This is a genomic window from Pontibacter ramchanderi (genome assembly GCF_002846395.1).
Lineage (GTDB): Bacteria > Bacteroidota > Bacteroidia > Cytophagales > Hymenobacteraceae > Pontibacter > Pontibacter ramchanderi.
In genome coordinates this window covers 210,121-222,206 of sequence record NZ_PJMU01000001.1, presented here as the reverse complement: position 1 = coordinate 222,206, position 12,086 = coordinate 210,121, and the positions used below count along the sequence as shown (strand labels likewise).

Below are 12,086 nucleotides of genomic sequence, written 5' to 3'. Positions count from 1 at the left end.
ACCTAATACTTGTGTTTGTTGGCGAAGGCCACCAGCGAGAGCATGATCGGTACCTCAACGAGCACTCCTACTACACATACCAGCGCAGCCGGACTATCCAAGCCGAACAAAGCGATAGCCACAGCTACGGCTAGTTCGAAGAAGTTGCTTGCCCCGATCATGGCGGCCGGTGCACACACCGCATGACCCAGCTTCAGTTTACGGCCACCGTACCAGGTCAGGAAGAAAACAAAATACGTCTGCAGGATCAGGGGAATAGCAATGAAGAGGATGATCAGCGGATTATTCAGAATGTTGACTCCCTGGAAAGCGAAAAGCAAGATCAGAGTGAGCAACAGGGCGATGACGCTCATGGGCTTGAGCCGGGGCAGCAACTCCTGCGTAAACCAAGCTTCGCCTTTTGATTTGATCAAGGTACGGCTCGTTACAAAACCTGCCACCAAGGGAATTACCACGTAGATAACGATACTCAGGAACAGTGTATCGTAGGGAACCGTCACGTTCGTGATACCCAGCAGCAGTCCCACAATCGGCACAAAGGCCACCAGAATGATGAGATCGTTAACGGACACCTGCATGAGGGTATAATTGGGATCTCCATCACTCAGGTACGACCACACAAATACCATGGCCGTGCAAGGAGCAGCTCCCAGAATGATGGCGCCTGCTATGAATTCACCGGCCTGTTCGGGCGAGATGAATGCTGTGAATAGATTGGAAAAGAAAAGCCACGCAAAAAAGGCCATGGTGAAAGGCTTAATCAGCCAGTTAACGACCACGGTAAGCACTATGCCGGTAGGCTTACGGCCAATCCGCCTGAGGCTGGTAAAGTCGATCTGCAACATCATTGGGTAGATCATCAACCAAATCAGGATGGCAATTGGAATATTAACCTGGTATACCTCCAGCCGACTCAGTACTTCCATTTTCCCGCCGGCCAAATAGCCGATCAGCGTACCTCCCAAAATACAAAGGATCACCCAGATGCTAAGGTATTTTTCAAAAAAGGCTATCTTCTTTTGTGGTTGGTCTACTGCTTTCGCCATGCTATTGACAATTGGGTTCAATGATATCAATCGCAATTTTACGATTATAATAATCATTAACAAAATTAATTCTCCGCACACGCTGCTTACAGCTTGAAAATACTATTAGGACAAGTTTAAAAAAAGGACTTTGGCTGTTGCCTTATCTACCAGCGCGCCTGTCTTTGTAAACTGACAAAGTGATTTGTGCCCGCAAGGATCGATAACCAAAGATTAATCTTACTGCTCCAGTTACCCGCTAATAAACGATGAAATATGGAAGGTCAGCCTACTCCGTTGCTGACAATTCTTTGGAGGTATACCTGATATTATTCCAGAAGAGCTGGCTGAAGATGGACTGGAAAACAGGTGTGGGGACGTGCTCTTCGTCAAGCTGCAGTGTGGCCAGCAGGCGCATCACCTCCTGCAGTTTCAGTAACTGACCCACAGCATTCATACGGTTGAGTTCTTCTTTTCCAAACAGGAAGGCATTGGCCAGCCTTTCGTCCGTGCGCTCAATGTAATCCATCACCTCGTATACCCGTGTAGAGAGCTCCGGCAGCATGGTATCGTCAGCCACACGATCGAATTTCCAAAGTATAGGGACGATGGGCGCACCCAGCTGCTGGCTTCGCTTAATGTCGGAAAGTCGTTTGTAAAGAAGCAGCGCCAGCACGATGTTGTTGCACTCCCTTCCCGGATCAAAGTCACGGAAAAGCGTAACTGCCTGCTCCACCGTCCGGAAGACCGATGTCACGATCTCTTGTTCTTTCTCCTGCCAGTTACTGATGTGCACCAGGTCATGGGCCACGTTGAAGGTGCCTGGATGTTGGTATACCGCTTCCTCCACATCGTGCAGTATGGCTTCGAAACCGGAAGAAGCCTTCACTAAGCGGTTAAAACAGATGAAATACGCTATCTGGTGTGTGGTCATCGGCACTTGCCGGAAGCGGAGAGTCAGTTTGATGGCGTCGGGAAGGTTCATACAACAGGTGCAATAAAATGGAGGCCTCAACCTTCGGACAGGTTTTTCAAATATAACACACTGGCTACCAGGCATTCAATACCCATATCTGGGTATTTTTGCTGATTACACCGTTACGACCACTTTGCCCACCGTATGGCCCTGTTGGAACAACCGAATAGCCTCCTGCATTTCGGTGAAAGCATACACATGCCCTATATACTGGGGAGCGAGTTGCAGGTCCTGCAGGCCCTGCAGCAAGCTGTGCATCAGGTCGGTTTGATCGTACAGGTAGATCAGGTTAAAGCCCATCAGCGACTTATTTTCGGTGGGCAGCCTGAGCGGGTCGATCTTGGGGCGTTGCAGGTACTGCCAGAACAGGCGCGGGTAATTTGGTTTGCTACCGTGACTGCTGAAGGAGGCGTTGCCATACACCACCATGCGGCCCATGGGAGCCAGCGCCTTCCAGCCCTGCTCCAGAATGCGCCCTCCTATACACTCCATGATCAATTGGAGCGGGCGTCCGTCTAAACTGCGCATCAGTTTGTCGTAGAAATCCCGGTCCCGCAAAATAACTTCATCGTACTGTTCGTGCTGCCGCAGGAAAGCTACTTTACCTGCCTGCCCCACGGTGCCAATGGTAAAGGAGCCCATTTTCTGACAGATGCGATTGGCCAATATACCTACCCCACCTGCCGCACTATGGATCAGCACGTTCATGCCCGGTCGTAGGTTCCCGAGTTCGGTGAGGGCATAATAGGCCGTTAGCCCCTGCACCAGAAAACCCGCACCTTCCTCAAAACTCCAACCCGCTGGCAGGGGCAACACATAACGGTGGTGGCTGTTGATGTGGCTAACATACCCGCCGAACCGGGTAGCACCCATCACGCGGTCACCGACACGCCAATTGCCTGCCTCCGCTCCCACTGCCACAACCTCGCCCGAAAACTCCAGACCAGGTATAAAGGAACTGGCCGGTGTGGCACTGTAGAGCCCCTGCATGGCAAAAATATCAGCGAAGTTGAGCCCGATGGCACGCACCTGCACGCATACCTCATCGGGTCTGGATGCCTCCAATGTTTCATTGCGGAGCTCAAGTTGGCGTATAGATCCCGCTTTTGGCATGCGGTATACCTGACGTTCGATCATAAGATAACAGAGTTGTGAACCAAAGCTCTTCTTACGGAAATACCGGCGCCCCCGGCTTTTCTTTCAAAAAACTGGAAACTGGCTGTGGAATTCATGTGATCGGTGCATCTATTGAATAAATGCGACAGAAGGTCTGTTCACATCACCCACCCTAAAACAGAAAGGAGAGCATCATGGCACTTATACCTCAAAAACAGCGAACTGGTAACCGGACACGTGGCAAAGGCTTTCACCTGGACATGACACCGATGGTAGACCTGGCCTCACTCCTGCTGACCTTTTTCATCCTCACCACCACCTTTGCCAGGCTGCAGACCATGGAGATCAACATGCCAACTGCAAATGGACCTGATACCCCTATACCCGGCAAGAACGCCCTAAACATTGTGCTGGATAAAGAAAACAAGGTATACTACTTCTTCGGGTACCCCGGCGATGAACCCGAACTGAAACAGACCGACCTTTCGGCCAATGGCATGCGGCAGGTACTGCTGAGCGAGCAGGTGAAAGACAACCCCGATATGGTAGTGCTGGTGAAGGCCACAGCCGGCTCCCGCTATAAGAACCTGGTCGATGTGCTCGACGAACTCAAGATCACCGGCACCCGCAAGTATGCACTGGTCGACCTGCGCGAGGAAGACAAGGCCTTGCTGTCCTCCCGGTAAAGCAAAACCCTGCTGCTATAAAGGCAGCAGGGTTTAAATGAGCCGGCCAAACAGGTAGAGCCAAAAAGGCAAAGAAATTACTCAGCTGGTTCCGCTGCAAATTCACAGCTGACGGTTGGGTTGAAGGGGAAATGCATACCGGACGGGTTGTGCTTCCATACCCAGGCATGGAGCTGGTAATTATCAAAAGGCAGTGGGTTTGCAGGAGAATTGATATACGCATCAAGCTCCTGACCGCCCAGCATTGGTGGTGTGTTCTGGCTCCACTGATCAGCCCGGACAATAAACTCCACCCCAACCAGTTGCATACGGCCGTTTTTCTGCGGTTCATATAACAGGGCCTCCGGATGGCGAGGGTCGAGATTACCGTCTATCAGAAGAGGGTTGACATAGTGGTAGCCCATGCCGCCCAACACCGGATGACTGACACAGGGGCTGAAAGGCACATAACCGGCTGCCGTGGCTTCTTCAATGCGGTGGTAGCGGGCCGTGGCGCTGCGTATGTCAGCAAGGGTCTTGTTGTGGAGGGCAGAATTAGGACGACCCGGCCCGGCATTGGCTTCGAGCTCCGCAGAGAGCGGCTCCGGAGTCTCGTTAGATTCGGATTCGCAACCCAGAAATAGAAAAGCAGTCACGAAAAACAGAAAAGTCACAAGTGATTTGAAATAGTGTTTAGATGGTGTGAGCATAGGATTGTAAAATAGAATTTTAAAAAAGACGAAAACCAGAAAGGCCCCACAGCACAAAGGCAGGCTTATACCTGTCATAGGCTAGTAGTTCAGTAGAAGCATGGGGTGATGCGGCAGTGGCCTGAGAGGTGAAACGCCACAGGTTTTTAGGTAGAAAGCGCTAACAGGCTCCTAATAGGTACGACTTAAAAATAAAAATAGTATCAAATTTTCATCAATTTATTTAAATAAAGAATCCGTATCGGCTTCAATTAAACTTTCTATAAAATAATCATGGTGCATTCAACAATATTTCTTTTATTGAATATACTTTAATCCTATACCGTTCATGTTTTTGAAGTTCTTCTCGAAATCCCGTTCCGTTGACGACCTGGAACTGGTGCGGCAGTACCGCCGGACCGGTGACCTTGACGTGATCGGGAAACTCTTTGAGCGGCACACCGAGATGGTATACCTGATCTGCCTGCGCTACCTTGGAGAGGAGGAAGACAGTAAAGATGCGACCATGCAGGTATTCGAACAGCTGATCGTTGCCCTGAAGCGGCATGAGGTAAGCAACTTCAAATCGTGGCTGCACTCGCTCACCAAAAACCACTGCCTGCAACTGCTGCGCACCCATCGCATGAAAGAAAAAGTGAACCAGGCTCTGCCCGGCGAGCAGCATACCCTACCGGAGAGTGAAGCAACACAAACAGAAATGGACTGGGAGGCACTGGAGAAGGGGCTGGTGCACCTGCCAGCCGAGCAGCGCACCTGCATCGAGTTGTTTTACCTGCAACAGAAGAGCTACCGTGAGATAGAGGAATTAACCGGCTGCGACCTCAAACAGGTAAAGAGCTACATACAGAACGGGCGCCGGAACCTTAAAATTTACATTGAAAAAAACCATGCGCAACGATAAAGTACAAATAAGCGAATGGGGACTGGAGGAACACCCCTCCACAGAACTGCTGCGGCAATACGAGGAAGGCTCGCTGCCACCGGCTACCAACTACGAACTCGAAAAGCACCTGCTCGACTGTGAGATGTGCGAAGATATCCTGACCGGTATGTCGCTTGCTGACAGAGGGCGTACCCGCCAGGCCCGTTACCGCATCTGGCAACGCATCCGTGCCCGGCTGCGCCGCAAGCAGCGCACCCGAATACACCATGGTCTGGCTGACTGGCGTGTGATTGCGGGTCTGCTGATGATGTTCAGTTCGCTGGGGCTGATCCTGTTTTACCACTATACCCGCACGGCTGCGCACGAAAAAGCGGCGGTGCAGGCCACCGAAGTGCTCCCTCCCAGCCCGGAGGAACTGCTGGCCCGAACCATCGATGCGGCTTTGGTGCTTGAAATTCCGGCCCCGCCTGTGCAGAGCCAACAACCTGCAAGCGCTGCGCTACCGCCACAGGCTGATTTCAGCTTGCAGGGGCAGGTGCTCGACGGCCAGGGACAAGGTATAGCACAGGCGACCATACAGGTACACGGGAGCCCCTGGCAAACCGAAACCGATGGGCGGGGCTTTTTCAGACTTTCAGTAGCAGATGGCAGCTATACCCTGCTTGTCAGTAGTCCGGACTATACCTCGCAAACCTTTGAAGTCAGGAGCCCGGACAAAAAGGTGCAGCTACGCATGGAAAAGAGAAAATAACAGCACTTAAATCATACGTATAAATACGTAGCAAAACCGACTGGTGAAGCAAGGCTAATCTACTGTAAATTCTACCAGGAAGCCGCCTGGTGCCTTCAAATAATGTATTTTATTTTCATACTTATAGCGTAAAAACACGTAAATTACACCCGTATACCCCTAGCCAGAAGGACGCCAAACCTCTAAACCAGCGCGTTCGCACACTTTTTCACCCCTGGATGGGCTTTGGATATTTATGGAAAATAAAGCTTCTGCGCTGCATATCGGTGGCGAAAAAAACTATGATTCTGATTTCTGCGGTAGTATTCCGCTGCACCAGATTAACCTTATACAACCGCACGGTCTCCTGCTTGTTCTGGACAAAACACTACATATCAGGCAGGTGAGTGAAAACAGCACAGAGCTGCTAGGAGTTACGCCGGAGAGCTTGCTGGAGCGGCCTCTCGCTGATTTTGTACCTGAAGGCGAGTTGCAAGACCTAGTTCAGAAACTAAACCGGGAGCATGAGTCCGAGCAGGATCAGGTAGATATTCCCTTTTCGATATCGTTCAGAACAGCAGACAGCCCCAAAGTATTTACAGCGACTGTGCACCCGGAGCAAGACCAGATTCTGATCGAAATGGAGCCTGCCCAACGGGAAAATGATAAATCCTTCCTGGCATTTTTTCAGCAGATCAAGTACATCACCTCCCGCATCAAGCAGGCCGATCATACAGAAGCAATCGCGCAGATTGTGGCCGATGAGTTCAAGCATTTCACAGGTTTTGACCGGGTGCTGGTTTACCGCTTCGACCCGACGTGGAACGGGACTGTGATCGGGCAGGCCAAAACAGCGGACATGAGCGACCTGATGGGGCTTCGCTTTCCGGCTTCTGATGTGCCCAAACAGGCACGCGACCTTTATTTCAAGAACCCTTATCGCCTTATACCTGCCCGCGATTACGAGCCGGTACGCCTCCACCCTATTCTCAACCCCATCACCAGGCGGTTTACGGACCTGACCAGTTGCAATCTGCGCAGCGTGGCGGGCGTGCACCTGGAGTATATGGCCAACATGGGTATTTCCTCATCTATGTCCGTACCGCTCATTCTGGAAGGCAAGTTGTGGGGGCTGATCTCCTGCCACCATAAAACACCCAAAAACCCAAGCTACCAGGAGCGTACCGCCATGGAACTGCTTTCTACCATTGCAGCAGTCCGGTTAGGAGCTTATGAGAGAGAGCAGCGAGCCGTCGTGCAGGCAAATATGCGCGGCCAACACGCCAGCGTGCTGGAACAGATCTTTAACCAGGAGTTTTTTGCCGAGGCGCTGTTGCATGGGCAGCCAAACCTGATGGCGCTTCTGTCGTTGGACGGTGCGGCCATCTTGTATGAAGGCACCGTGCAGACAGTAGGCAAAACACCTGCCGTTCAAAAAATAAAAGAGCTGGCCTCCTGGCTGCGACGCAACAGCTCTGACAAAACCTATGTAACCCACTCACTCCCACTGGCATACCCAAACAGCAAAGAGTACAAGAACGAGGCGAGTGGCTTATTAGCCCTGGCTATCAACCCAGACCAGGGAGAGTACATTTTGTGCTTCCGGGGTGAAGTGCTGCAAACCGTGAACTGGAGCGGCAACCCTGATCAGGCTATCCGGATGGAGCCGGACGGCAAAAGCTACCACCCGCGCAACTCGTTTGCCCTTTATCAGCAAACAGTACAGCTTACTTCTCTGCCCTGGCAGCCCGAGGAATTGGAAGCTGCGGAGGCTTTGCGCAGTGCCGTGCTCAGCAAGATCATCCGCGAGAAGTACTAAGTGAACCTATTACCTTTATTTCGGTTAACACAGCATGTTGCAGCAAGCAGACAATAAACAGGGCCAAAAAGTAAGCCCTAAACCTGCCGATCATTACCTGGTAGGTATAGGAGCCTCTGCCGGAGGCCTGGAAGCTATTCATAAACTCTTTGACCACTTTCCCAGTAACTCCAGCTTTTCTTTTGTGATTATCCAGCACCTGTCGCCGGACCACAAAAGCCTGATGGCCGAGTTGCTCTCCAAACATACCAGCATGCAGGTAAGGGAGGCAGAAGACAATACCTTCACAAGGCCGAATTGTGTGTATGTGCTCCCTAGTGGCAAGCAACTAAGCTTGCAGAACGGAAGGCTGCGCCTAACCGACAAACCCCGTAACCGGGAGCCGAACTTTGCTGTCGATGCCTTTTTTGAATCGCTTGCTATCGACCGGGGTCCTTACGCCATAGGCGTCGTGTTGTCGGGCACTGGGACGGACGGTAGTAAAGGAGTGCTTGCCATTAAAAAAGCAGGCGGACTGGTAGTGGTGCAGGACCCCGAGAGCGCCAAGTTCGATGGCATGCCACGCAGCGCCATCGACACAGGTAAGGTAGACTTCGTGCTTCCGCCGGATCAGATTCCGCACGAGATCATGGAATATACCCGCCGCACACCGCTCATGAAGAGCATCATCCAAAACGGGAAGCAGCAACAGAGCAGCGTTGACGAGGAGGAAGTGCTAAAAAAGATACTAGACCTGGTATGCAGCCATACCCAGGTGGACTTTACACATTATAAAAAGCCTACCCTCAACCGCCGCATCCACAAACGGATGCAGACCTTAAAATTGAACTCTCTGCAGGAGTACCTGGAATTCCTGCACGAAAACCCGGCCGAGATCAAGATTCTTTGCCAGGAGTTTTTTATCAACGTAACCAGCTTTTTCCGCGACCCGGAGGCGTTTCATTTGCTTCAATCCAACGTTATCCCGGCTATCCTGGAATCCAAAGAGGAAGGCGAACCCATCAAGGTGTGGGTAGCAGCCTGCAGCACGGGCGAAGAGGCCTATTCGTTGGCAATCTTATTCAAAGAGGCATCCTATAAGTTGGGCCGGCACCTGGACGTGAAGCTCTTTGCGACCGATGTAGACCAGCAGGCACTGCAGAAGGCCTCTAGAGGCACCTACCCTGCTAACTCCATCCGCAAGCAGGTTTCGGAGGAGCGGTTGCAGCGGTTCTTTCAGCAAACCGGCAACCGTTATACGGTGAGTGATGAGATCCGGAAGATGGTGATCTTTGCGCAGCACGATCTGCAAAAAGACCCGCCGTTCAGCAAGATTGACCTCATCACGTGCCGCAACATGCTGATCTACCTGAACCCTAGCCTGCAGCATAAAGTACTCTCGTTGTTTCCTTACGCCCTGAACATGGGGGGGTATTTGTTACTGGGCCCTAGCGAGCACATCGGGGATATGCAGGAGTACTTTGAGGAAGAAGACCGTAAATGGAAGATCTTCCGCAAGGTAAAAGACCGCAGCAGCCTGCAGCGCAGCTACGGCATAACTGATTTCCAAACTACCAGCGCGCAAGTGAGCCAGGCCAGCCAGTTTAAAACAACGCAGCTGAATCGCTACAACGAAGCTTTTATGGATGCCCTGGCGGAGGACTTTAAAGTTACTGCCCTTTACGTCGACTCCAATTATCAGCTGCTGCACGGCATTGGCGACATCAACCGCTTCCTTAAGTTTCCGGACAAGCGATTGCACTTTAACCTGATCAAAATGGTACCCGAGGAACTGGCCGTGGTCCTGAGCGTGAGCATCCGCAAAGCCATCAAGACTAAGCGCAGCGTGGTGGGCAGGCAGGTTGCAGTGAAGTTTGAAAAGAAAGAACGCCTGATCCATACCTCCGTTCGACCGGTTACGCTGGAAAAAGGCCAGCCACCGCTCATCCTGGTCCTGCTGCAGGAAATGGGCGAAGTGAGCCCACAGCCAAAGTTAAGCGAAACCCCGCACCTCTCCGACGCAGACTACTACCAGCAACTAACCACGCTGGAAATGGAGCTGCGTGAAACCCGCGAAAGTCTGCAAATGACCGTGCAGGACCTGAGCACAACCAATGAAGAGCTGCAATCGAGCAACGAGGAGCTGATGTCAAGCAATGAGGAGCTGCAAAGCTCCAACGAAGAGATGCAGTCGCTCAATGAAGAACTGCATACCGTTAACTCAGAGCATCAGCTTAAAATAAAGGAACTCCAGGAGCTCAACGAAGACCTCGACAACTACTTCCGCAGCTCAAACGTGGGCCAGCTTTTTGTTGACCACAGCCTGGAAGTGCGCAAGTACACCCCGTCGGTTGAGCAGATCGTCAACATCATCGGCGGCGATATAGGGCGGCCGGTTTATCACCTGTCGCACAACCTGAAATACGCCCGCCTGTTCGACGACATACGCCAGGTAAACAACACCTCGCAGGAAATGGAACAGGAAGTGGAGACCGAAAACGGCCGCTATTATCTCATGCGCATTATACCATACCTGAAGCGGGATGGAAACAAAGACGGCGTGGTAGTGAGCTTTGTGGATGTGACTACGCTCAAAACACTCAGCAGTGTGGTGCAGGGCGTGCTCGACAGCTCGCTTAACAGCATCATGGCCATGCAGACCGTTCGCGATGCCAAAGATCAGATCAAGGACTTCACCTGGACCTTGCTTAACAAGAAAGCAGAAGAAATGATCGGCGAGTCGAGCGCCAACCTGCTACATGGGAGCGTTACAACCGTGATACCCCATCTGCGCGACACTGGACTGTTCCGGAAGTTCTGCCACGTGGTGGAAACAGGAAAGCCGCTCCACATTGAGCAGCTGCTAACCTTAAACGAGCAGAAAGCCTGGTACGAGATCGCAGCAGTGAAAATGGGAGGAGGTATTGCCGTCACCATGGCCAATATCAACGATAAAAAGAACAGCGAGGATCAGACTCAGCGGGCCTACGAAGAACTCAAAAAGGCAGAGGAAAACCTGACTGTGCTTAACAGCCAGTTGGAGCGCCTGGTGCAGGACCGTACCCGCGAGCTGGCCGAGAGCGAAGAACGGTTCAGGCTGGTGGCCATGGCGACCAACGACGTGGTCTGGGACTGGAACCTGGCTGCCAACAGCATCTGGTGGAGCGATGGCCTGAGCAAAATGCTGGGCTATAACGAGCACGAGATGGAGGGTGGACTGGACGGCTGGTTCTCGAAAGTGCATCCAGACGACCGGAAGGCAGTTGAACAGAGCGTGAATGATGCCATCAATAACGGCAAAAAACAGTGGAATGCAGAGTACCGCATCCAGCACAAAGAGGGCACCTATACCTACGTTTCGAACCGAGCCTATATCCTGTATAATGAGTACAGCATGCCTTACCGCATGATCGGATCGTTCATCGATCTGTCGGACCTGAAGCAGGCACAGGAGAAACTCCAGCATACCAATGACCACCTCATGCGCGTGATCGATGACCTGGACACGTTTGTGTACACGGCCTCGCACGACCTGAAGTCGCCTATCGCGAACATTGAAGGCCTGATGCTGGTGCTGGAAGAGCAGATCAGGGAGGCGGAACCCTTGCCGGGCGAGCCAACCGATCCCCTGTTCGACATGATCAAGGATTCTATCAAGCGATTCAAGAATGTGATCCGCGACCTGACGGACATTGCCAAAGTACAGCGCGATGTGGACGGTGAGTCGGAGCCGCTTGAGATCGAAGCTGTTTATAACACGATTTACGCTGGCCTGAAAGAAGAGGCAGAGCGGAAGCAGGCTGTGATTGAAACTGATTTTTCAGAAGCGCCTACCATTAGTTTCTCCAAAAAGAACCTGCACAGTATACTCTACAACCTGCTGAGCAATGCGCTCAAGTATAGCTCGCCGGACCGTAAGCCGCACGTCAAAATCAAGAGCAGTTACAAAGGCAAGAGGTTGGTGATCAGCATAGAAGACAATGGCCTGGGCATCAGCAAAGAGAGCCAGGGCAAGCTGTTCACACTCTTCAAGCGTTTCCACTCGCATGTAGACGGTACCGGCATGGGCCTTTACATCGTCAAACGCATCATGGACAACTCAGGAGGGCATGTGCATGTTAAAAGTGAGACAAACAAAGGGACGACCTTTACGCTAACCTTTAAACAGTAAAGCGCAATCCTA

At 51.9% G+C, this 12,086-nt stretch carries 9 protein-coding genes; 5 read left to right on the top strand and 4 right to left on the bottom strand.

The window, feature by feature from the left end; all coding sequences use genetic code 11:
* Nucleotides 1–2 precede the first annotated feature (2 nt).
* The 3 genes from arsB to BD749_RS00920 all read right to left on the bottom strand — a co-directional run bounded on the left by arsB (nucleotide 3) and on the right by BD749_RS00920 (nucleotide 3,138).
* On the bottom strand, nucleotides 3–1,046 hold the full coding sequence (arsB, locus tag BD749_RS00930; protein ID WP_101442508.1) for an ACR3 family arsenite efflux transporter: 1,044 nt from the start codon (nucleotides 1,044–1,046) through the stop codon (nucleotides 3–5).
* Nucleotides 1,047–1,314: 268 nt separating this feature from the next.
* Nucleotides 1,315–2,010, bottom strand: a complete 696-nt coding sequence (locus tag BD749_RS00925) for a hypothetical protein (protein ID WP_101442507.1) — start codon at nucleotides 2,008–2,010, stop codon at nucleotides 1,315–1,317.
* A 105-nt stretch (nucleotides 2,011–2,115) separates the two neighbouring features.
* Entirely contained in the window at nucleotides 2,116–3,138 is a 1,023-nt protein-coding gene (locus tag BD749_RS00920; protein ID WP_101442506.1) for an alcohol dehydrogenase catalytic domain-containing protein, read from the bottom strand.
* Nucleotides 3,139–3,311: 173 nt separating this feature from the next.
* On the opposite strand from BD749_RS00920, the gene BD749_RS00915 reads away from it, so the two are divergent.
* A complete protein-coding gene (locus BD749_RS00915; protein WP_101442505.1) occupies nucleotides 3,312–3,803 on the top strand; it encodes an ExbD/TolR family protein in 492 nt (163 codons plus the stop codon).
* 77 nt (nucleotides 3,804–3,880) lie between these two features.
* On the opposite strand, the gene BD749_RS00910 is transcribed toward BD749_RS00915, so the two are convergent.
* Nucleotides 3,881–4,492 carry a hypothetical protein gene (locus tag BD749_RS00910; protein ID WP_101442504.1) on the bottom strand — a complete coding sequence of 204 codons (612 nt, stop codon included), beginning with the start codon at nucleotides 4,490–4,492 and terminating at the stop codon, nucleotides 3,881–3,883.
* Nucleotides 4,493–4,820: 328 nt separating this feature from the next.
* Between BD749_RS00910 and BD749_RS00905 the strand changes: the two genes are divergently transcribed.
* The 4 genes from BD749_RS00905 to BD749_RS00890 all read left to right on the top strand — a co-directional run bounded on the left by BD749_RS00905 (nucleotide 4,821) and on the right by BD749_RS00890 (nucleotide 12,074).
* Entirely contained in the window at nucleotides 4,821–5,393 is a 573-nt protein-coding gene (locus tag BD749_RS00905; RefSeq protein ID WP_101442503.1) for an RNA polymerase sigma factor, read from the top strand.
* Nucleotides 5,380–6,126, top strand: a complete 747-nt coding sequence (locus BD749_RS00900; protein ID WP_101442502.1) for a carboxypeptidase regulatory-like domain-containing protein — start codon at nucleotides 5,380–5,382, stop codon at nucleotides 6,124–6,126. Before BD749_RS00905 ends, BD749_RS00900 begins: the two co-directional genes overlap by 14 nt.
* Before the next feature lie 235 nt (nucleotides 6,127–6,361).
* Complete coding sequence (locus BD749_RS00895; protein ID WP_101442501.1) at nucleotides 6,362–7,924, top strand: GAF domain-containing protein; 1,563 nt, start codon at nucleotides 6,362–6,364, stop codon at nucleotides 7,922–7,924.
* A 34-nt stretch (nucleotides 7,925–7,958) separates the two neighbouring features.
* Nucleotides 7,959–12,074, top strand: coding sequence for a chemotaxis protein CheB (locus BD749_RS00890; RefSeq protein ID WP_101442500.1), 4,116 nt, complete (start codon nucleotides 7,959–7,961; stop codon nucleotides 12,072–12,074).
* Nucleotides 12,075–12,086: the final 12 nt, after the last annotated feature.

Coding starts and splice junctions, on each gene's coding strand:
- BD749_RS00915 (WP_101442505.1), top strand. CDS start 3,312: ATGGCACTTATACCTCAAAAACAGCGAACTGGTAACCGGACACGTGGC.
- BD749_RS00925 (WP_101442507.1), bottom strand. CDS start 2,010: ATGAACCTTCCCGACGCCATCAAACTGACTCTCCGCTTCCGGCAAGTG.
- BD749_RS00890 (WP_101442500.1), top strand. CDS start 7,959: ATGTTGCAGCAAGCAGACAATAAACAGGGCCAAAAAGTAAGCCCTAAA.
- BD749_RS00900 (WP_101442502.1), top strand. CDS start 5,380: ATGCGCAACGATAAAGTACAAATAAGCGAATGGGGACTGGAGGAACAC.
- BD749_RS00895 (WP_101442501.1), top strand. CDS start 6,362: ATGGAAAATAAAGCTTCTGCGCTGCATATCGGTGGCGAAAAAAACTAT.
- arsB (WP_101442508.1), bottom strand. CDS start 1,046: ATGGCGAAAGCAGTAGACCAACCACAAAAGAAGATAGCCTTTTTTGAA.
- BD749_RS00910 (WP_101442504.1), bottom strand. CDS start 4,492: ATGCTCACACCATCTAAACACTATTTCAAATCACTTGTGACTTTTCTG.
- BD749_RS00920 (WP_101442506.1), bottom strand. CDS start 3,138: ATGATCGAACGTCAGGTATACCGCATGCCAAAAGCGGGATCTATACGC.
- BD749_RS00905 (WP_101442503.1), top strand. CDS start 4,821: ATGTTTTTGAAGTTCTTCTCGAAATCCCGTTCCGTTGACGACCTGGAA.